Origin of the sequence: Bradyrhizobium sp. SBR1B (genome assembly GCF_014198205.1) — a bacterium.
Classification (GTDB): domain Bacteria; phylum Pseudomonadota; class Alphaproteobacteria; order Rhizobiales; family Xanthobacteraceae; genus Bradyrhizobium.
In genome coordinates, this window is sequence record NZ_JACIHC010000003.1 from 537,607 (window position 1) to 558,793 (window position 21,187).

The 21,187-nt window shown below is 64.6% G+C and carries 20 protein-coding genes; 12 read left to right on the plus strand and 8 right to left on the minus strand.

All coding sequences use genetic code 11. The annotated features are described in order from the left end of the window. Positions 1–69: 69 nt before the first annotated feature. Positions 70–2,337, minus strand: coding sequence for a cation:proton antiporter (locus tag GGD61_RS10915; protein WP_092253618.1), 2,268 nt, complete (start codon positions 2,335–2,337; stop codon positions 70–72). 221 nt (positions 2,338–2,558) lie between these two features. Next, positions 2,559–3,731: an MFS transporter gene (locus GGD61_RS10920; RefSeq protein ID WP_092253620.1), complete on the minus strand. Its 1,173-nt coding sequence runs from the start codon at positions 3,729–3,731 to the stop codon at positions 2,559–2,561. 50 nt (positions 3,732–3,781) lie between these two features. Between GGD61_RS10920 and GGD61_RS10925 the strand changes: the two genes are divergently transcribed. Further along, positions 3,782–4,606: a helix-turn-helix transcriptional regulator gene (locus tag GGD61_RS10925; protein WP_092253622.1), complete on the plus strand. Its 825-nt coding sequence runs from the start codon at positions 3,782–3,784 to the stop codon at positions 4,604–4,606. A gap of 320 nt (positions 4,607–4,926) precedes the next feature. After that, positions 4,927–6,279 carry a malonyl-CoA decarboxylase gene (locus GGD61_RS10930; RefSeq protein ID WP_018318555.1) on the plus strand — a complete coding sequence of 451 codons (1,353 nt, stop codon included), beginning with the start codon at positions 4,927–4,929 and terminating at the stop codon, positions 6,277–6,279. A gap of 202 nt (positions 6,280–6,481) precedes the next feature. On the opposite strand, the gene tarD is transcribed toward GGD61_RS10930, so the two are convergent. The 5 genes from tarD to GGD61_RS10955 all read right to left on the minus strand — a co-directional run bounded on the left by tarD (position 6,482) and on the right by GGD61_RS10955 (position 10,477). After that, complete coding sequence (gene tarD / locus GGD61_RS10935; RefSeq protein WP_092253624.1) at positions 6,482–7,651, minus strand: D(-)-tartrate dehydratase; 1,170 nt, start codon at positions 7,649–7,651, stop codon at positions 6,482–6,484. A 226-nt stretch (positions 7,652–7,877) separates the two neighbouring features. After that, the gene (locus GGD61_RS10940; protein WP_038950952.1) at positions 7,878–8,120 is read right to left on the minus strand and encodes a DUF3297 family protein; all 243 of its coding nucleotides are present in this window, start codon (positions 8,118–8,120) and stop codon (positions 7,878–7,880) included. Between the two features lie 11 nt (positions 8,121–8,131). Further along, complete coding sequence (locus tag GGD61_RS10945) at positions 8,132–8,608, minus strand: glutathione peroxidase (RefSeq protein WP_092253626.1); 477 nt, start codon at positions 8,606–8,608, stop codon at positions 8,132–8,134. Between the two features lie 2 nt (positions 8,609–8,610). Beyond that, positions 8,611–10,011: an amidase family protein gene (locus tag GGD61_RS10950; RefSeq protein ID WP_092253993.1), complete on the minus strand. Its 1,401-nt coding sequence runs from the start codon at positions 10,009–10,011 to the stop codon at positions 8,611–8,613. 208 nt (positions 10,012–10,219) lie between these two features. After that, on the minus strand, positions 10,220–10,477 hold the full coding sequence (locus tag GGD61_RS10955) for a DUF6894 family protein (RefSeq protein ID WP_026202038.1): 258 nt from the start codon (positions 10,475–10,477) through the stop codon (positions 10,220–10,222). 248 nt (positions 10,478–10,725) lie between these two features. Between GGD61_RS10955 and pqqA the strand changes: the two genes are divergently transcribed. The 10 genes from pqqA (at position 10,726) to GGD61_RS11005 (ending at position 20,730) form a co-directional block, all read left to right on the plus strand. Then, entirely contained in the window at positions 10,726–10,806 is an 81-nt protein-coding gene (gene pqqA / locus GGD61_RS10960; RefSeq protein ID WP_007595659.1) for a pyrroloquinoline quinone precursor peptide PqqA, read from the plus strand. Positions 10,807–10,923: 117 nt separating this feature from the next. Further along, positions 10,924–11,853 (plus strand): pyrroloquinoline quinone biosynthesis protein PqqB, encoded by a 930-nt coding sequence (gene pqqB / locus GGD61_RS10965; RefSeq protein WP_092253628.1) that lies wholly within the window; start codon positions 10,924–10,926, stop codon positions 11,851–11,853. Beyond that, positions 11,850–12,629, plus strand: coding sequence for a pyrroloquinoline-quinone synthase PqqC (pqqC, locus tag GGD61_RS10970; protein ID WP_092253630.1), 780 nt, complete (start codon positions 11,850–11,852; stop codon positions 12,627–12,629). The genes pqqB and pqqC overlap by 4 nt, the downstream gene beginning before the upstream one ends. Positions 12,630–12,641: 12 nt before the next feature. Continuing rightward, the gene (gene pqqD, locus GGD61_RS10975; RefSeq protein WP_092253632.1) at positions 12,642–12,953 is read left to right on the plus strand and encodes a pyrroloquinoline quinone biosynthesis peptide chaperone PqqD; all 312 of its coding nucleotides are present in this window, start codon (positions 12,642–12,644) and stop codon (positions 12,951–12,953) included. Continuing rightward, the gene (gene pqqE / locus GGD61_RS10980; protein ID WP_092253634.1) at positions 12,950–14,149 is read left to right on the plus strand and encodes a pyrroloquinoline quinone biosynthesis protein PqqE; all 1,200 of its coding nucleotides are present in this window, start codon (positions 12,950–12,952) and stop codon (positions 14,147–14,149) included. The genes pqqD and pqqE overlap by 4 nt, the downstream gene beginning before the upstream one ends. After that, positions 14,139–15,125, plus strand: a complete 987-nt coding sequence (gene pip, locus GGD61_RS10985) for a prolyl aminopeptidase (RefSeq protein ID WP_092253636.1) — start codon at positions 14,139–14,141, stop codon at positions 15,123–15,125. Before pqqE ends, pip begins: the two co-directional genes overlap by 11 nt. A 24-nt stretch (positions 15,126–15,149) precedes the next feature. Then, positions 15,150–15,827 (plus strand): DUF4286 family protein, encoded by a 678-nt coding sequence (locus GGD61_RS10990; RefSeq protein ID WP_092253638.1) that lies wholly within the window; start codon positions 15,150–15,152, stop codon positions 15,825–15,827. A 234-nt stretch (positions 15,828–16,061) separates the two neighbouring features. Beyond that, positions 16,062–17,861, plus strand: a complete 1,800-nt coding sequence (locus GGD61_RS10995) for an FAD-dependent oxidoreductase (RefSeq protein WP_183230683.1) — start codon at positions 16,062–16,064, stop codon at positions 17,859–17,861. After that, positions 17,831–19,678 carry a 2-oxoacid:acceptor oxidoreductase subunit alpha gene (locus GGD61_RS11000; protein WP_018318542.1) on the plus strand — a complete coding sequence of 616 codons (1,848 nt, stop codon included), beginning with the start codon at positions 17,831–17,833 and terminating at the stop codon, positions 19,676–19,678. The genes GGD61_RS10995 and GGD61_RS11000 overlap by 31 nt, the downstream gene beginning before the upstream one ends. Beyond that, a complete protein-coding gene (locus GGD61_RS11005; protein WP_018318541.1) occupies positions 19,675–20,730 on the plus strand; it encodes a 2-oxoacid:ferredoxin oxidoreductase subunit beta in 1,056 nt (351 codons plus the stop codon). The genes GGD61_RS11000 and GGD61_RS11005 overlap by 4 nt, the downstream gene beginning before the upstream one ends. Here the strand turns inward: GGD61_RS11005 and GGD61_RS11010 are convergent, their stop codons facing one another. Then, entirely contained in the window at positions 20,731–21,180 is a 450-nt protein-coding gene (locus GGD61_RS11010; RefSeq protein WP_092253640.1) for a DUF4399 domain-containing protein, read from the minus strand. It lies immediately after the preceding gene. Positions 21,181–21,187: the final 7 nt, after the last annotated feature.

The window sequence follows — 21,187 nt, forward strand, 5'->3', positions numbered from 1 at the left end:
GAGAGAGAGTCTGGATTGCTTCGTCGCTTCGCTCCTCGCAATGACGGCGGAGAGGGAATGCACCGTAGTTCACGCCTTCTCCGCCGGAGCCTGCCTTGCCTCGCCGCTCGACACCAGCAGCACCGAGACTTTCGACTGCCGGAGCACGGCGTCGGCGACGCCGCCGAAGGACAGGTGGTCGGCCTGGATGCGGTCGACGCCCATGACGACGAGATCGACGTCGGTGGTGTCGATCTCGCGCAGGATCGCGGCTTCGGGCGCCCGGTTCACCCGCAGCGTGGTGGTGATGTCAACGTCATAGCGGGCGGCGAGATCGCTGGCGTCCTTGAGAATGCCCGCCTCCTGGCCGAGGCCACGGGAGGCGCCGCGCTGCGCGCCCTTGTCGCGCGTGGTCGCGACATAGATCACCCGCAGCGAGCCTGATCCTCCTTGCGCCAACGCGACCGCGACCTCGGCGCCGCGCTTGGAGATGCCGCTGCCGGAGACCGGAACGAGGATGTTGAGCGCCTCGGGCGCCGGCTGCTTCAGGTGCTTGCCCTTGGCCGCGACGATCGCGAGCGGCCCTTCGAACTTCGCGGCGATGTCGTCGATCCTCCGGTCGAAACGGTCCTTGGTCGCGATGACCTTGTCGATGCCAACCACCAGAAGATCAAAACCCTTGCGCGCTTCATCGGCGATGGTCTCGCCGAGCTCCGCCTGCCGCGCGCGGGTGACGACATCGACGTTGCCGGCCTCGCCGTCGCCATGGGCGGACACGACTTCGGCGGCTTTCTTCACCACCGCTTCGTGGCTCTCCTCCTGGTCGCGGCCCTTCTCCCGCTCCTTCGCGCTTTTGCCGATATGCAGGACGGTGATCGGCAGGCCGCGCATGCCGGCGATCAGGCCGGCGATGTGCGCGGCAAAGATGGCGTTGGCGCTTTCGTCCACCGCCAGCAGAGGGCGCTCGAGATTGGCGAGGAAACCGCGCTTCTCGAATTCCTCCCGCTCCAGCCGCTCCTTCTCGTCCTTGTTCATCGGCAGCCTTGCCAGCGCCGCGCGCAGCATCGGCGGCATCGCCATCGTGGTCACGATCGCCATGGTCACGATCATCGTGAACAGGTTCTGGCTCAGCACGCCGATGGACAGGCCAATGGTCGCGATGATCACCTCGGTCGAGCCGCGGGCATTCATGCCGCTCGCCAGCGCCAGCGATTCCCGATGGTTCAGGCCCCCCAATGTGCCGCCGACGAAGGCGCCGCCGAACTTGCCGACGCTGGCGATCACGACCAGCAGGCCGGTGAGCATCAAGAGATTGGGATCACGCAGCACCGACAGATCAGCGCTGAGGCCGGCAAGGCCGAAGAACACCGGCATGAAGAAGGCGGAGATCAGCCCGCGCAGGCGCTCGTCGATCTGCCGCGTCAGGATCGGGGATTCCCCGACCAGGATGCCGGCGACGAAGGCCCCGAGCACGGTGTGCACGCCGATCAGATGCGTGATCAGCGCCATCACGCTCATCAACAGCAGGATCACCGTGATCACCGCCGCCGCGCTGACGAGATTGTCGTTGGCCCAGCGGATCAGCTGGAACACCAGGCGGCGGCCGATGGTGAAGCTGACGGCCAGGAAGGCGAGCGTGCCCAGCACGGCTTTCGCCACCGAGGCGATATCCAGCGTACCGTGCGAGGCCAGGCTGAAGATCACGGCGATGATGATCCAGCCGATGGTGTCGTCGATGACGGCGGTCGCCACGATGATCTGCCCGACATTGCGGCGCATGAAATTCATCTCGCGCACCACCACCGCGACGATCTTGACCGAGGAGATCGACAGCGCCGTGCCCATGAACAGCGAAGCGACCAGGCGCTGTTGCGGATCGGGCAGTAGCGCATCGGGCAGAAACTCTCCGAGCGCGAAGCCGCAGGCGAAGGGCACGAGGATGCCGGCGATCGAGATCGCGATCGCGGCCCTGCCGACTTTCCGGACCAGCTTGAGGTCGGTCTCCATGCCGGTGAGCAGCAGCAGGAGCAGGATGCCGAACTGGGCAATGCCGTCGATCATCGCCTTCTGCTCGGGGGTCTTGGGGAAGATCGCGTGCTGCGCCTCGGGCCAGATCCAGCCGAACAGCGACGGTCCGAGGATGATGCCCGCGAGCAACTCGCCGATCACCGAGGGCTGGCCGATCCGCTGCATGATCTCGCCAAGACCGCGCCCCACAGCGATCAACAGCACGATCTGCGCCACCAGCAGGAATTCGGACGGGCCGGCCGATTTGCCGCCCTCGGCACCGGCCGCAATGGTGGTGAGGACAAGCGCCGCGGGGACGAGGCCGACCGGACGGAGCAGGCGCCATGGCATGCAGGTGTCTTTCCCCCTTTGCCTGCCCCGAGGTTGGGGCCACGAGGATAGAACCCGCGGGACGTGGAGCGGGTTCCCGGTTCACGGGGCGGGATATTCGCCGTCGTTGCGAGCGCAGCGACTTGTCCGCCGAAGCCTTGGCGAAGGGGACTCGCAACTCTGGGTCCCGGCTCTGCGCTGCAACGCTCACGCGTTGCGGCTTGTCCGGGACACGAGGCGCCTCACACCGGCTGTGGCGTCCGGATCTCGCGCGGCAGGATGATGGCGGCTGCGATTGCCAGCAGGCAGAGCGCGGCGAAGGCGTGCAGCATGGTCACGAAGCCGCCCTGCTCGTAGAGCCAGGCGACCAGGCCGACCGAGGCGCCGGCCGCGGTGAAGCCGATGAAATAGCGCACGGCGTAGGCGCGCGAGCGCCATTCCTCGCTGGTGTACTTGCCGACCATGGCATCGTTCACCGTGACCTGCCCGAATGCGCCCATGACGATGCCGATCGAGACCAGGATCAGCGGCAGATTGTTCAGGCTGGCGGCGAGATAGAGGAACGGCGCCAGCATGAAGGACAGCGGCAATGCCACCGTCTTCAGCGAGTAGCGGTCGAGCAGCCGGCCGATCGTGTACTGCGTCATCGCGCCGAACACGTAGACGCAGGCCGCAATGATTCCGAGCAGCGCCGGGCTCTTCGTCAAATCCGCGAGACGCTCCGCGAACAGCTTTGGCAGCGCCACGGTGACCGCGTTGAAGGTCGTGGAGATCGCGATCACCACGATCAGCAGCGACAGCACCACGCGCCACATGTCCTGCTTGGCCACCCGCGCCTGCGCCGCGGCCTGCTTGGTGCCCTTGCGGTCCTCGTGCACGACCATCATCGCAAAGGCGACGCCGATCAGGATCGTGACCACGCCGGGAACGATGAAGGCGAAACGCCAGCCGAGATATTGGCCGATCACGCCTGTCACCAGCGCCGATGAGGCCACGCCGAGATTGCCCCAGACGCCGTTGATCCCCATCTCGCGGCCGAGCCGGTCGGCATAGGACACGATCATGGCGGTGCCGACGGGATGGTAGATCGAGGCAAAGATGCCGATCGCCAGCAGCGCCGCGCCGAGCTGCGCCGGGGTCTGCACGAAGCCGACCGCGATCATGGAGAGGCCGATGCCGACGAAGAAGATCAGCATCATGTGGCGGCGGCTCCAGCGGTCACCGAGCCAGCCGGTGAGCAGCGAGCCGGCGCCGAAAGCCACAAAGCCAGGTGTCGCGTAGGGCAGAAGTTCCGAATAGGCCATGCCGAGCGCCGGTCCCATGATGATGACGGCGGCGGCGAAGATCAGCATCGAATAATGGTCGATGAAATGGCCTGCGTTGACGAAACCGATGACCCGGCTGGCGCTGTTCATACGAATCCTCTCCTGCTCCGAAATGAGTTATATGTCCTCCCCATGACGGGATGCTGCCAATGACTGTCTTGGAAACGCCAATCTTGGAAACGCCAATCCTGCGGGAGGTCCGGAGCAACCACCGCTCGCCCGCGGGCGTGCATCTGGTCGCGCGCGACTACCCCAAGGGTTTGCGGATCGATCCGCATTTGCACCGCGAGGCGCAGCTGATCTATGCGGCCAAGGGCACCATGCAGGTGACGACGCCGGGGGGACGCTGGCTGGTGCCGCCGGACCGCGCGGTCTGGGTCCCGGCCGGGCTCGAGCATGCCATCGATCTGCTCGCCGACATCGAGATGCGCACGCTGTATTTCGACCTGTCCTGGCTCAAGCGCGAGCAGCGCTATGACGGCCTGACCCGGGAATTCGTGGTGCGGGTGTCACCGCTGCTCAATCAGGCGATACTGGCGCTGTTCGACGCGCGCAACACGGAGGAGCGCACCGAGCTGCTGGTTCGCCTCGTCATGCTGGAATTGCACCAGGCTGAGGATTCCGCGACCTTCGTGCCGCTGCCGCGCGAGTCGCGCTGCCGCCGCGCCGCCCTGATCGTGCTCGACGATCCGACCGGCCTGCACGACATCGACACGCTGGCGCGCGAGGTTGGAACTTCCGCGCGGACGCTGTCGCGGCTGTTCTCGACGGAAACGCAGCTGAGCTTCAAGAGCTGGTGCCAGCGCGCGCGGATTGCTGCGGCGATCCAGCGGCTGTCGACGGATGCGAATGTGTCGGTGAAGCAGCTCGCAACCCAGCTCGGCTATGCCAGCGTGCCCGCGTTCTCGGCCGCGTTCCGCCGGGTGACCGGGCGGACGCCGACGGAGTTTGCCGGCAAAGCTTGAGGCAGCCTCGGCATTGCGAGCACAGAACTCATAGGGTGGGCAAAGCGCCGCCGTAGCTCGAAGAGCGAAGGTGGAGGCGTGCCCACGATTTCTTCGCTGCAGTCAAAGATCGTGGGCACGGCGCAAGGGCGCCTTTGCCCACCCCTACGGCAGCTCGTTTGGGGTGAGCACACCCGCTCCCTCAACGCCCACGCTATGCCGTCATTCCCCAAACGCACGGCCCAACTAAAGTTGCCGCATTCCTCCGCTTGATTGTGATCGGTTTCCGCCCAAATCCCGTGTAAGCTTCGGCAACGCACAAACCTGATACGAAAGCCCCGATGGCCAACGCCTTCTTCTCCGACCTGCTCGCCACGATCTCCGAGCGCGGCCGCACGCTGCTTCGTCGCGGCGAGTCCGCCGACACCAGACGGGATGCCGACGGGCTGATCGATCTCTGCGATGCGCTGCTGTCGGGCCGGGGCGAGGCATCGGGCATCGCCATCGCGCGTGAGGTGCTCGACATCTACCGTGAGCTGGATCCTGCGGGACGCCGCGCCTTCTTCCACGGGCTGGTGCGCGATTTCGGCCCGGACCGGGAGCGCCTGGCCAAGGCGATCGAGAAATGGCGCGCCGCGCCGAGCGACGAGGACGCGAGCTCGCTGCATTTCGCCTCGGAGCCGCGGCGGCAGGAGCTGATCCGCCGCCTCAACCGTGCGCCCGGCGGCACCGGCGATCTCGTCAACATGCGCGCCGATCTGCTCGGCATGATGAACGGCCACACCGACCTCGCCGCGCTCGATCGCGACGTCTCGCATCTTCTCTCTTCGTGGTTCAACAGGGGGTTTCTCGTGCTGCGCAGGATTGACTGGTCGTCCCCGGCCAACATCCTCGAAAAGATCATCCGCTACGAGGCCGTGCACGAGATCTCGGACTGGGACGATCTGCGCCGCCGCATCGATCCGGTCGACCGCCGCTGCTACGCCTTCTTCCATCCCGCGATGGTCGACGAGCCCTTGATCTTCGTCGAGGTGGCGCTGACCGAGACCATCCCGGGCGCGATTGCTCCGCTGCTTGCAGTCGACCGCCAGCATCTGCCGATCGAGCGCGCGCGCACCGCCGTGTTCTATTCGATCTCCAACACCCAGCGCGGTCTCGGCGGCATCTCCTTCGGCAGCTTCCTGATCAAGCAGGTGGTCGAGGAGCTGCGCCGTGAAACGCCCAAGCTCGACACTTTCGTGACGCTGTCACCGGTGCCGGGCTTCATGCCATGGCTGAAGCAGGACAAGGACTTGCCGCTGTCCGACGAGGACCGAGAGGTGCTGAAGCGCCTCGACGATCCCAAATGGTTCGAGAGCCCCGAGACGACGGCACAGCTCCGCGCCGTGATCGAGCCGCTCGCGGCACACTACTTCCTCAAGGCGCGCACGCCGAAGGGCAAGCTGATCGATTCCGTCGCCCGCTTCCATCTCGGCAACGGCGCCAGGCTGGAGCGCATCAACTGGCTGGGCGATCTCTCGCCGAAGGGCGTGCGGGAATCCGCCGGCGTGATGGTCAACTACCTCTATCGCCTCGACGACATCGAGAAGAACCACGAAGCCTACGCCAATGACGGCGAGGTGGTGGCGTCCAGTGCGGTGAAGAAGCTGCTGAAGGGCGAAGGAAGGCGGCTGCTGGATATGCGGTTGTCGTAAGCCACACAGTCAGTCGTCGTCCCGGACAAGCGCAGCGAAGCGGAGCGCAGATCCGGGACCCAAAACCACAGGATTGGGTTTGGCGAAGACTCGGTGTCAGCTCGCTCCCTAACCTCTCCCTGGGGTTATGGGTCCCTGCTTTCGCAGGGACGACACCGAGTAAGTGGCGCGATTGTCGCGCGCCACTCGCGCTTAGCAACCCCTACTCCGCCAGCGCCTTCATTTCCTTGTAGAGATCCGACTTGCCCTCGAAGCCGATGCCCGGAAGGTCTGGCATGGTGATGTGGCCGTTCTCGACGCGCACGCCATCCGGGAAGCCGCCGTAGGGCTGGAACAGGTCGGGATAGCTCTCATTGCCGCCGAGGCCTAAGCCGGCTGCGATGTTGAGCGACATCTGGTGGCCGCCGTGCGGGATGCAGCGACTGGGGGACCAGCCGTGGGTCTTCAGGACTTCCAGCGTGCGCTGGTATTCGCAGAGGCCATAGGACAGCGCGCAGTCGAATTGCAGCCAGTCGCGGTCGGGGCGCATGCCGCCGTAGCGGATCAGATTGCGGGCATCCTGGTGGCTGAAGAGATTCTCGCCTGTGGCCATCGGGCCCGGATAGAATTCGGCGAGCGCGGCCTGCAGCGCATAGTCGAGGGGATCGCCGACTTCCTCGTACCAGAACAAGGGATAGTCGCGCAGCATCTTGGCATAGGCGATGCCGGTCTCGAGATTGAAGCGGCCGTTGGCGTCGACGGCGAGCTGCGCGTCCTTGCCGATCTCCTTCAGCACCGCCTCGATGCGGGTACGGTCCTCGTCGATATCGGCGCCGCCGATCTTCATCTTCACGACATTGTAGCCGCGGTCGAGATAGCCGCGCATCTCGCCGCGCAGCATCGAGAGGTCCTTGCCGGGATAGTAATAGCCACCGGCGGCGTAGACGAACACGCGCGGATTGGCTTTGACGCCGTGACGTTCGGCGAGTAGGCGGAACAGCGGCTTGCCGGCGATCTTCGCCACTGCGTCCCACACCGCCATGTCGATGGTGCCGACTGCGACCGAACGCTCGCCGTGGCCGCCGGGCTTCTCGTTGGTCATCATCGCGCCCCAGACCTTGTCGGGGTCGAGATTGTCGCCAGCCGTATTCAGCAGCGACTTCGGATCGGCCTCGGTGATGCGCGAGGCAAAACGTTCGCGGATCAGGCCGCCCTGCCCGTAACGGCCGTTGGAGTTGAAGCCGTAGCCGATCACGCGCTTGCCGTCGCGCACCACGTCGGTGACGACGGCGACGAGGCTCGTCGTCATCTTGGTGAAGTCGATATAGGCGTTGCGGATCGGCGAGGAGATCGGCTTGGTGATTTCGCGGACGTCGACGATGCGGACGGACATGGGGCTGGCCTTGGGTGTTGAGAGGAATTCGCCGGACTGTCTCCCCGTCATCCTGAGGTGCGAGTGATGGGGCGCTCAGCGCCCCATCGGGAGCCTCGAAGGATGAACGGCCGAGGTGCAGCCGGGCTGTCGCCCTTCGAGGGCCGCTGGAGGAGCGGCCACCTCAGGGTGACGGTCTTGCATTTGGACGCGCGGCGGATTCGCATCGCCCCGGAATGACGGTGGTCTATTTCTTATCCCTGAAATACGGCTCCACCGGGCCGTGCACCTTGATGGTCAGCGGGTTGCCGTGGCGATCCTTGGCGTTGCCGGCGGTGACGCGGACCCAGCCTTCGCTGATGCAGTATTCCTCGACATTGGTCTTCTCGACGCCCTTGAAGCGGATGCCGACGTCGCGCGCCAGGATGTCCGCGTTGTAATAGGGGCTGTTCGGATCGACCGACAGGCGGTCCGGAAATTCGTCGCTCATGATTGTCTCGCTCACAACAGTGTTTCGATTTGACTCCGCAATCCTTCGGGCCGCGCGGTCGGCGCGTAGCGCGCGACCACCTTGCCGGTACGGTCCACCAGGAATTTGGTGAAATTCCATTTGATGGCGGCGCCGAGAAGCCCGGATTGCTGGCGTTTCAGGTACTCATACAGAGGGTGCGCATTGGCGCCGTTGACGTCGATCTTCTCGAACAAGGGAAAGGTGACGTCGTAATGGGTCGAGCAGAACGCCTGGATCTCGTCCGCCCGCCCCGGCTCCTGCGCGCCGAACTGGTTGCAGGGAAAGCCGAGCACCGAGAAGCCGCGCGGCGAGAGATCGCGATGCAGATCTTCCAGGCCGCGATATTGCGGCGTGAAGCCGCATTTGCTCGCGGTGTTGACGATCAGCAGCACCTGCCCCTCGAAACGTTTCAGGGCGACCTCCTCGCCGGCAAGCGAGTTGGCCTTGAAATCGTAGATCACGGACATCGCTAACCCACGGGATCGATCGGCGACGGCGGCACGCCGCCCGCCTCGATCGCCTCGCCTGCGAGCAGGCACAAATCCTCGCGATAGCGGCCGGAGACGATGTGCACGCCGACGGGCGCCTTGCCGACGAGACCGGTGGAGACCACAAGGCCCGGCAGACCCATGAAGGGAATGGCGATCTGCGGCAGCTGCGCTTCCCAGACCCGCTTGAACGACTCGTCGTCCTTGCGATCAAGATGATCGGGGAACGGCAGCTCGCCGGACACCGGCGTCAGCAGCACCGCGTATTTTTCGAAGAATAGCATCCAGTCGCGGGTCAGGGTGGCTCTTCGGGTCAGCGCCTTGGCGTAATTGGCCTGGTCCATCGGCGTGACCCTGGCGCGGTTGCCGCGCAGGCACGCCAGCGCGCCGGGATCGCCCTCGCGCTCGGCCATCTCGAGCTGGGCCTCGTAGCCGTCGCCGAGCCAGAGCTTGATCTGCCACTCGACCGCCTCGCGCATCGGCGGCGTGTCATCGATGATGTCGACGGTCCAGCCCGCGCGCTCCAGCCGCTTGCCGGCATCGCTCACCGCCGCCTTCACCTCCGGCGTCGCCGCAAGGCCGCCAGGATTGAGGCAGAGCGCGGCGCGCTTGTCCCGTGCGGGGCCTTCCAGCGGCACCGGCACGAACCAGGGATCACGGATGTCGCGGGCCGACATCGCAGCCAGTGAAATCCTGAGGTCGTTGACGGTGCGCGCCAGCGGACCCGAGACCGCCATGATCTGCGGCCCGATCGGACGCTCCGGCAGCGCCGGGTTGAAGGCGGGGATGCGGCCGAGCGTCGGGCGCAGGCCGTGCACGCCGCAGGCATAGGCGGGATAGCGGATCGAGCCGGCAATGTCGGTGCCGTGGGCGATGTGGCCGATGCCGGCCGCGACCGCCGAACCGGCGCCGCCGGACGAGCCGCCCGGGGTCAGAGAGGCGTCACGCGGGTTCTTGGTGTCGCCATGGACGAGGTTGGTGGTGAACCAGCGATAGGAGAAGGCCGGGCAATTGGTGCGGCCAAGGAGAATGGCGCCCGATTTCCGGAAATTGGCGACCACCGGATTGTCCTCGCGCGCGATCAAATCGCGCTGGAGCTTGAGGCCGTTGGTGGTGGCAAAGCCCTCCTGATCGACATTGGCCTTGATGGTGACGGGCACGCCGGCGAGCACGCCGGGGTCCTCGCCGCGCGCGATGGCGGCGTCGACGGCGTCGGCCTGCTTGAGCACGTCGTCCGGCCGGTGGTCGATCACCGCGTTGAGCTGGGGATTGACGGCGTCCAGGCGGGCGAGCCCGGCCTTGGCCGCCTCCCGGGCGGACACCTTTTTGGACTTGACGAGGGAGGCGAGGTCGGCAGCCGACAGGCGCCAGAGATCTTGCATGGCTTGCTCCGTGTAACCGGCGTCTTTTAGCGCCGGGAACGCGGCAAAGCCATGCGGATTTCGCAAGGGCGAAGGCGCTGGGGCGCCGGGTGGTGCCCCATTCTCCGTCGTCTTTGCGAGGAGCCCTTGCGACGAAGCAATCCAGACTTCCTCCGCGGAGAGTCTCTGGATTGCTTCCTGCGCTCGCAATGACCGGAGAGAGCGCCCGCTAATGCCGCGTCGCGGACGCGTCCGGGATGTCGAGCAGCGCCTCGGTGAAAGGAAACTCCAGCACGATCTCGCCTTCGGCGTCGGTCACCTCGATCACGGCGTCCAGCAGGGCGCGCTGGGTGCCCTCGGATTTCACCACTTCAAGGATCATCTGGCGGGCGACCTCCCAGGCGCGGTCGGGGTTGCGCAGATCCTCGCCTTCGGGATCCACGATCAGTTCGTCGCCGATACGGGTATTGAAGTAGTATCTGGGCATCATCGAGATCCAGTTGGGTCGCCTGTACCGGATTGAAAGCTGCACTGCACTCACAACTGCTTTATCAGGACAGGGTTCGCGACCGAATGCGCCGAACGCAAGGCAGCGCCCCAGAAGTGAGCGTTCCCGAAGGCATTTTTCGCGGCGCAACATGAGATTCTCGGGAAAATTTCACTGGCGAACTTCCCAGCGCGCATTAATTTAACGGGTGGGCGATACGTCCGAATTCGCGAAAATGGAGTGCCAAAATGGCTTGGAAAGCCCCGAAGATCGTCGAAGTGCCCTGCGGCATGGAAATCAACATGTATGTGAGCGCTACCCGCAAGTAAGCGGTTGGTGATCTGCGTTCAGCGCAGGTGGGTCTTTCGGTCACGACCGGTTTCCGAATGAGGGAAATCGTGTCGGCCTGAGATCCACCTCGTGACGTTGCTTCCAGGAGACGGATCATGCTTCGCGTCGTCGTCCTGGGCGCCGCAGCCGGCGGCGGAGTGCCGCAATGGAATTGCGGCTGCGAGGGCTGCCGGGCGGCCCGAGAGAACGGCCATGAGCTCTTGAGAACCCAGGCCTCGGTCGCCTTCAGCGGCGATGGCGAGCACTGGTTCCTGATCAATGCCTCACCGGACCTCCGCCAGCAACTGAATGCCACGCCGCAACTGCACCCCAAGGCCGGGGCGCTGCGCCATACGCCGATTGCGGGCGTGATCCTGACCAACAGCGAAGTGGATGCGGTGGCCGGCCTGCTCTCGATGCGCGAGAGCTCGCCGTTCACGATCTATGCGCATGAGAAGGTGCTGGCGATCCTTGCCAGCAACAGCATCTTCAACGTGCTGAACGAGAAGCACGTGCGGCGCCAGCCGATGGCAATCCGCGAGCCATTCGAGCCGCGCCTGCCCGACGGCACCCGCTCCGGACTGGAGGTGCTGTCCTTCGCAGTCTCTGGCAAATCGGCCTGGTATCTGGAAGGCAAGGCGCATCCCGGCGGGGACAGCGGCGACGGCGACACGCTGGGCCTGAAGATCACCGACAAGGCGACCGGCAAGTGCTTCTACTTCATCGCGGCCTGCGCCGAGGTGACCGACGCGCTCAAGGCCGAGATCGACGGCGCTTCGCTCGTGTTCTTCGACGGCACGGTCTGGCAGGACGACGAGATGATCAAATGCGGGCTCGGCCAGAAGACCGGCAAGAGCATGGGACATGTCGCCATGTCCGGCGAGGACGGCGCCATCGCACGGCTGGCCGACCTCGCTATCGACAGGAAGATATTTCTGCATATCAATAACTCGAACCCGGCGCTGCTACCTGCCTCATCCGAGCGCAAGGCCGTCGAGGCGGCGGGCTGGCAGATACCGGCGGATGGAACGGAGATCGTGCTGTGAATGCGGCGTCAATGACTGGAATGACTGCGCTCTCGATCGGCAAGGATCTGAGGCTCAACTCGGCCGAGGAGCTCGAGGCGACGCTGCGCCATATCGGGGCGACGCGCTATCACAGCCTGCATCCGTTCCATAAGCTGCTGCACGGCGGCAAGCTGAACAAGGGCCAGGTGCAGGCCTGGGCGCTGAACCGCTACTATTACCAGAGCACGATCCCGATCAAGGACGCGGTGGTGATCTCGCGTTTCCGCGACCGAGCCACGCGCCTGGAATGGCGCCACCGCATCGAGGATCATGACGGCGACGTCGGCAGCGAAGGCGGCATCGAGCGCTGGCTGAAGCTGACCGAAGGCCTAGGCCTCGACACGGCCTATGTGGAATCGACCGAAGGCATTTTGCCGGCGACGCGCTTCGCGGTGGAGGCCTACGTGCATTACTGCCGCGAAAAAAGCCCGCTGGAGGCGATCGCCTCCTCGCTCACCGAGCTGTTCGCGCCGAACCTGCATGAAGAACGCATCTCCGGCATGCTGCAGCACTATGATTTCGTCAACCCCGACATCATGAGCTACTTCAAGCGCCGCCTGGCGCAGGCGCCGCGCGATGCCGGCTTTGCGCTCGACTATGTCAAGGCGCATGCCACGACGCCGGAGCAGCGCGCGCAAGTGTGCAACGCGCTGATCTTCAAGACCAACGTGCTATGGGTGCAACTCGACGCACTTCAGCACGCCTATGTCGAGGGCAACATTCCGCCGGGCGCGTTCGTGCCCAAAGCGGGCTGAAGAGGAGCTGCAATGGCCGGGCCGCGTCACATCAGCGTCAGCGAGGCGAGCCGCCCGGTGCTGCCGCGGCATGCCAAGCTGAAATATGACGAGACGCGGAAGGTCTGGGTGATCCTGGCGCCGGAACGCGTGCTGGCGCCGGACGAGATCGCCGTTGAGGTCTTGCAGCTCTGTAATGGCGAGCGCAATGTCGGCGATATTGCGGACGCGTTGGCGGCAAAATACGCCTCGCCACGCGAGGCGATCCTCGCCGACGTCATCGTCATGCTGCAGGATCTCGCCGACAAGGGCTTTCTCACGGAGGCCCGGGAGAAGACGTCATGAGCGATGTGCTCGGCAACCCCATGATCCCCCCTGATGCCAGCGACAGCCTCGCGGTGCTGGAGAAGCAGCGCTCGACGGCGGAGACCTTTGGCATTCCGCTCGCGGTGCTGCTCGAGATCACCCATCGCTGCCCGCTGCAATGCCCCTACTGCTCCAACCCGGTCGAGCTCGATCGCTCGGGCAAGGAGCTGACCACCGAGGAATGGAAGAAGGTCTTGAGCGAGCTTGCCGAGATCGGCGTGCTGCAGGTGCATTTCTCCGGCGGCGAGCCGACGGCGCGCAAGGACCTCGTCGACCTCGTCAAGCATGCCAGTGACGTCGGCCTCTACACCAACCTGATCACCTCGGCCGTGCTGCTGACGCGCGAGAAGCTCAGCGATCTCGCCGATGCCGGGCTCTGCCACGTGCAGATCAGTTTCCAGGGCGTTGAAGAAGGCCTCGCCGATCGCGTCGCCGGCTACAAGAACGGGCACCGCAAGAAGCTCGAGGTCGCAAAGTGGACGCGCGAGCTCGATCTGCCGCTCACCGTGAACGCGGTGATGCACCGCCAGAACCTGCACCAGTTGCCTGACATCATCCAGATGTCCGTCGATCTCGACGCCGACCGGCTCGAGGTCGCCAATGTCCAGTATTACGGCTGGGCGCTGAAGAACCGTGCCGCGCTGATGCCGAGCGTGGCGCAGTTAGATGAGTGCACGCGCATCGTCGAGGAGGCGCGCGAGCGGCTGAAGGGTACGCTCGCGATTGACTACGTCGTCCCTGATTATTACGCGCTGCGGCCGAAGAAGTGCATGGGCGGCTGGGGCCGGCAGTTCTTCAACATCTCGCCCGCCGGCAAGGTGCTGCCCTGCCACGCCGCCGAGAGCATCACCGGGCTCGACTTCGAATCGGTCCGCTCCAACCATTCGATCGCCTGGATCTGGCAGAACTCCGAGGCCTTCAACCGCTATCGCGGCACCGGCTGGATGAAGGAGCCGTGCAAGTCTTGCGAATTCCGCGAGATCGATTTTGGCGGCTGCCGCTGCCAGGCCTTCGCGCTGACCGGCGATGCCGCCAACACCGATCCGGCCTGCGCGCTGTCGCCGCTGCACGAGACCATCTTCAAGCAGGCCGAGCGTGAGGCCGAGGGCGAGACCAGCCGCTTCCTCTATCGCAACTTCGCCGGCGGCACCCTGGAATCAGAGAATGGGGCCTGACGCCGACGCAGGCACAGCGGCGAGGCGTGCCGATCCCTTTGCGCCGCTGACCTCCGACATGCTCGACGTCGGCGACGGCCATGAGCTCTATGTCGAGAGCGTCGGTCGCAGCGACGGCATTCCCGCGGTCTACCTGCACGGCGGGCCCGGCAGCGGCTGCCAGCCCGATCATCGCCGGCTGTTCGACCCTGATCGCTTCTGCGCCGTGCTGTTCGACCAGCGCGGCTGCGGCCGCAGCCGGCCCAAGGGATCGCGCGAGCACAACACCACGGCACATCTGATCGCGGACATGGAGAAAATCCGCGAAAAGTTCGGCTTTGACCGCTGGATGGTGGTCGGCGGCTCCTGGGGTGCGACGCTGGCGCTGGCGTATGCGCAGGCCCATCCCGAGCGCGTCTCCGGCATCGCGCTCCGCGCGACCTTTCTGGGCACGCGGGCCGAGGTCGAGACGGCCTTCACGGGGCGCCTGCCGCAATTCTATCCCGCGCTCTACGAGGATTTTCTGAGCGTGCTGCCGCCTGAGGAACGCGCGCGCCCGGTGGAAGCCTATTATCGCCGCATCCTCGATGCCGATCCGGCCGTTCACGGACCTGCGGCCCGCGCCTGGCACGACACCGAGCGAGCCCTGTCGGAGCACAAGGCGGCCAAGACGCGGCTGGAGCTGGCGTCGCTTAACGTCTGGCGCACGCTGCCGGCGACGCCGTTCATGGAGGCGCATTACTTCATCAACAACTCCTTCATGAACGAAGCCCAGCTGCTGCGGAACGCGGACCGGCTCGCCGGGATTCCCGGCATTGTCGTGCAGGGCCGCTACGACCTGTTGTGCCCTCCTGAGACATCACACGCGCTCGCGAGAGTTTGGCCGGGTTCCGAGGTTCGCCTCGTGGAAGAAGCCGGACATTCGCTCTATGATGCCGGCGTGAGGGATGCGGTCATGAAGTCGATTGCCGACCTTGCGTCGAAGGCCGCGCGCTAATGCGCGAAAAAGGACAACAAGAAAATGCCGCTCGCCGGAAAGGGCATGCTGCTGACGTCGATGAATATCGACGCAGCCAATGAGGCCGATTTCAACCGCTGGTACGATCGAGAGCATCTGGAAGAGCGCGTCGCGATCGAGGGCTTTCTGGAAGCGCGGCGCTATGTCGCGCATGCCGCCAATCCCAAATATCTCTCGCTGTACTCGACCGCGACTCTCGACGTGCTCGACAGTCCCGCCTATCGGGCGCGCCTGTCCAACCAGACCGAATGGTCGCGGCAAAGCATGGCGCATTTCAAGGACATGCTCCGTGTCGTCGCGCGCATTACCATCAGCAACGGCACCGGCCGCGGCGCTGCGCTCGGCCTCGTGCGGCTGCGGCCCACAGCCGACAATGCTGGCGCATGGCGTGATGCGCTGCAAGAAAAGCTGGCGCCGCAGGACCGAGAAGGCATCATCTCGATGCATCTGCTCGAGAGCGAGCCGGAGCTCTCGGGCACGACCGCGGACATTCCGGCGGTGCGCAACGAAGGCGCACGCGACTGGTTCGTGCTGATCGACGGCACGCATGTCGGCGCGGTCTCGGCCGTCATCGCCGAGCGCTTCACCGGCCCTGCTGCATCGCCCTTCCCGCTGCCCGTCTCGGTCGGAACTTACAGTCTGATGTGGGACCTCGCGAAGAGCGATATCGCGCGCGGCTGAACATATCTGCATCGCAACATATTGCACCGCACGCGCATCGCGCGCGGCCGTTAATGCTGTGCGCGCGTAGCTCCCATGAAAGCGGGGACGCGCGAAACTTTGCCGTTGTACTTCGGAAAGGTTCTAATAAGCTAACCCAATGACGTCATTCAGAAACCAGATCGCAGCGCGTTAAGCGTTCGCCAAGCTCAGAAGAGGCCGCCGGGTCTTTGAGCCTGCGCGGACAGGGTAGGAATGAAACCGACCGATATCGCGGCCCCCGACTACTTTCACAAAGTGGTCGATTGCCAATGGGCCTGTCCTGCGCACACCCCGGTTCCCGAATATATCCGACTGATCGCACAAGGCCGCTATAGCGACGCCTACATGATCAATTGGAAGTCGAACGTGTTTCCCGGAATTCTGGGACGCACCTGCGATCGTCCCTGCGAGCCGGCGTGCCGCCGCGGACGCGTCGAGGAGACGCCGGTCGCAATCTGCCGGCTCAAGCGCGTCGCCGCCGATTTCAAGGACGACATCAAGCAGCGCCTGCCGCGCCCTGCACCGAAGAACGGCAAGCGCGTTGCCTTCGTCGGCGGCGGTCCGGCCTCGCTGACGGTGGCGCGCGATCTCGCGCCGCTCGGCTATCACTGCACCGTATTCGATGCCGATCCGGAAGCCGGCGGCATGATGCGCACGCAGATCCCGAAATTCCGCCTGCCCAATTCGGTGATCGACGAGGAGACCGGCTACATCCTGGGTCTCGGCGTCGAGTTCAAAGGTGGCCACCGCATCGAGAGCATGAAGTCGCTGCTCGCGGAGAAATATGACGCGATCTTCGTCGGCTCCGGCGCGCCGCGCGGCCGAGAGCTCGACATTCCCGGCCGCAAGGAAGCGGCTGGCAATATCCATATCGGCATCGAATGGCTGGCCTCGGTCTCGTTCGGCCATATCGACAAGATCGGCAAGCGCGTGATCGTGCTCGGCGGCGGCAACACCGCAATGGACTGCTGCCGCACCGCGCGCCGGCTCGGCGGCGAGAAAGTCACGGTGATCGTGCGTTCCGGCTTCGAGGAGATGAAGGCCTCGCCGTGGGAGAAGGAGGACGCGCTCCACGAGGATATTCCGATCCTCAACTACATGGTGCCGGTGGCATTCAAGCACGTCGCCGGCAAGCTGATCGGCGTCACCTTCCAGCACGTCAAAGCCGAATATGACGCCAAAGGCCGCCGCAACCTCGTGCCTTCGGGCGATCCCGATCAGACCATTCCCTGCGACGACGTGCTGGTCGCGGTCGGCCAGGAGAACGCCTTCCCCTGGATCGAGCAGGACTGCGGCATCGAGTTCGACAAATGGCACATGCCGAAGGTCGGTCCCAAGACCTTCGTCTCGACCAATCCAAAAGTGTTCTTCGGCGGCGATGCCGCGTTCGGCCCCAAAAACATCATCTGGGCGGTCGCGCACGGCCATGACGCCGCATTGTCGATCCACAAGATGCTCTCGGGCGAGGACATCACCGAGCGGCCGCTGCCTGAGGTGCATGTCTCATCGCAGAAAATGGGCATCCACGAATGGAGCTATGACAACGACATCTCGATCGACAAGCGCTACAAGGTGCCGCATCGCGACAAGGTGATCGCGCTAAAGGACATCCGCGCCGAGGTCGAGCTCGGCTACGACGTCAAGCTGGCGCTGGGCGAAGCCGAGCGCTGCCTGAACTGCGACGTGCAGACCGTATTCTCGACCTCGCTCTGCATCGAGTGCGATGCCTGCGCCGACATCTGTCCGATGGACTGCATCACCTTCACGGGCAATGGAGAAGAAAGCGATCTGCGCCAGCGCCTGAAGGCGCCCTCGCCGCATCCGGACCAGGACCTCTATGTCTCCTCGGATCTCAAGACCGGTCGCGTGATGGTGAAGGACGAGGACGTCTGCCTGCATTGCGGGCTGTGCGCCGAGCGGTGTCCCACCGGCGCCTGGGACATGCAGAAATATTTCATCGACATGACTCACGCAGGTTCGACATGCCCGACAAAAAGCCGATCAGCAGCGTAAACGACTTCGTCGTCCGCTTCGCCAACGTGAACGGCTCGGGCTCGGCCAGCGCCAACGAGATGTTCGCGCGCGCGATCCTGCGCCACGGTGTTCCGGTCTCCCCACGCAACATCTTCCCCTCCAACATCCAGGGCCTGCCGACCTGGTACGAGGTGCGGGTGACCGAGGACGGCCATCTCGGCGCCCGCGGCGGCGTCGACATGATGGTGGCGATGAACCCGCAGACCTGGGACAAGGACGTCGCCGGCATCGAGCCGGGCGGCTATCTGTTCTACGATTCCACCAAGCCGATGCCGTCGACGAAATTCCGCGACGACATCACCGTGATCGGCGTGCCGCTCACCGCCATCACCAACTCGACCTATACCGATCCGCGCCAGCGCCAGCTGTTCAAGAACATCATCTATCTCGGCGCGCTCTCGGCGCTGCTCGACATGGACCCGAAGCTGATCGAGCAGCTGATCGGCGAGCAGTACAAGGGCAAGGAAAAGCTGCTCTCCTCCAACGTCCACGCGCTGCATCTTGGGCGCGACTGGGCGCTGCAGAACCTGAAATGCCCGCTCGGCCTCAGGGTGAAAAAGTCGGACAAGGTCGGCGACCGCATCTTCATCGAAGGCAACAGCGCCGCCGCGCTCGGCGCCGTCTATGGCGGCGCCACGGTATGCGCCTGGTATCCGATCACGCCGTCCTCGTCGGTGGCGGAGGCCTTCACCGCCCATTGCAAGAAGTACCGGCACGACCCTGAAACCGGAAAGGCGAAATACGCCATCGTGCAGGGCGAGGACGAGCTCGCTTCAATCGGCATCGTCATCGGCGCCTCCTGGAACGGCGCCCGCGCCTTCACCGCGACATCGGGCCCCGGCATCTCCTTGATGACCGAATTCATCGGCCTCTCATACTTCGCCGAGATTCCGGCCGTGATCATGAACATCCAGCGCGCCGGCCCCTCCACGGGCATGCCGACCCGCACCCAGCAATGCGACATCATCGCCTGCGCCTATGCTTCGCACGGCGACACCAAGCATGTGTTGCTGTTCCCCGAGGATCCCGCCGAGGCCTTCGAATTCGCGGCCGCCGCGTTCGATCTCGCCGAGCGGATCCAGACCACGATCTTCCTGATGCTCGACCTCGACATCGGCATGAATCACCGGCTCTGCCGTCCGCTGAAATGGGACGATGCCAAGCAATACGACCGCGGCAAGGTGATGACCGCGGAGATGCTGGAGGAAGGCCGCGACTTCGGCCGCTATCTCGATGTCGACGGCGACGGCATCCCCTACCGCACCTATCCCGGCACGCACCCGACCAAGGGCTCCTATTTTACCCGCGGCACCTCGCGTGATCGCTATGCGCGCTACTCCGAGGAGGGCTCGGTTTACGCGGACAACATGCAGCGCCTGATGCGCAAGTTCGAGACCGCGCAGGACCTGGTGCCGCGACCGCTGCAGGCCAATGCGGAACGGCCGACCAAATACGGCGTGATCTATTTCGGCTCGACCTCACCGGCGATGGACGAGGCGATCGGCCTTTTGGAAGCGCGAGGGCATCAGCTCGACCGCCTGCGCATCCGCGCCTTCCCGTTCCATTCGAGCGTGGCGAGCTTCCTCGCCGAGCACGATTTCGTCTACGTCGTCGAGCAGAACCGCGACAGCCAGCTACGCCAGCTCATCGTCAACGAGAACGGCATCGACCCCGTCCGCCTCGTGCCGATCGTGCATTACGACGGCTCGCCGATCACCGCCCGTTTCATTGCAAAAGCCATTGGCGACCACCAGGATCACCTCAAGGTGACCCCGCTCCGCAAGGCCGTGTCATGACCTATATTGCCAAGCCGAAATTCCATCATCCGGGGCTGAAGAAGAACGAGCTCGGCTACACCCATCGCGACTACGAGGGCAAGATCTCGACGCTGTGTGCCGGCTGCGGTCACGATTCGATCACGGCTTCGATCATCGAGGCCTGCTACGAGCTCTCGATCGAGCCGCACCGGGTGGCGAAGATCTCCGGGATCGGCTGCTCCTCGAAGACGCCGGATTATTTCCTCGGCAATTCGCACGGCTTCAACTCCGTGCACGGCCGCATGCCATCGGTCTTGACCGGCGCCAACCTCGCCAACCGCGATCTGATCTATCTCGGCGTGTCCGGCGACGGCGATTCCGCCTCGATCGGGTTCGGCCAGTTCGCGCACTCGATCCGGCGCGGCGTCAACATGACCTACATCGTCGAGAACAACGGCGTCTACGGCCTGACCAAGGGCCAGTTCTCGGCCACCGCCGACCGCGGCTCGAAGTCCAAAAAGGGCGTCACCAACACCGACAACGCCATCGACCTCGTTGCGATCGCATTGCAGCTGGGCGCCACTTTCGTGGCGCGCAGCTTCTCCGGCGACAAGACCCAGCTGGTGCCGCTGATCGCGGCTGCGATCCGCCACAAGGGCGCGTCCTTCATCGACGTCATCAGCCCCTGCATCGCCTTCAATAACCACGCCGGCTCGACCAAGAGCTTCGACTATGTCCGCGAGCACAACGACGCCGTGAACCGGCTCGACGTTCTAGTCGGCCGCGATCCCATCGCGGTGGACTACGCGCCGGGCACGGTGCAAATGGTCGAGCAGCATGACGGCAGCAAGATCGCGCTGCGCAAGATCGACGCCGACTACGATCCGCATGACCGGCTGGGCGCCCAGACCTTCCTTGCGCGGCACGCCGCCAAGGGGCAGATCGTCACCGGTCTCCTTTACGTCGACCCCGACGCGGAAGATCTGCACGAGCATCTCAACACGGTCGAGACGCCGCTCAACACGCTGGAAGCGGATACCCTGTGCCCGGGCTCGGCGGTGCTGGACAAGATCAACGCCAGCCTGCGCTGATCATTTGCTCCGCGCCGAAGCCGGCGACCTGACGCGTATCGTGATCTTCTCCGACACGACCGGCGGTTCGAACGGATAGTGCTTGGCGTCGCCGAGCACCAGTTGCAGGGTGTGAGTCCCCGGCGCAAGGTCCAGCATGGTCTCGGTCTGCCCTGCGCCGAAATGCAGGTGCGACTTGTCCTGCGGGATCGGCTCCTTGGGATCGATGGGATCGTTGACGTCGACCAGCAGATGATGATGACCGGCATTCTGGTAATCGTCGCCGGCATGCGTCACGCCCATGTTGCGCAGGCCGAACCGGACCCAGAAACCACCGCGAACCTTCTGCCCATCGTGCGGCGTGATGAAATAGAGTTTCGCGTCCTTTGGCGCGGTCTTTCCCTGCGAGCAGGCTGCGCCCGGGTGCACTGCGATCGCCATCGCCAGTGCGACACAATGAATGATCTTCATCAAATCC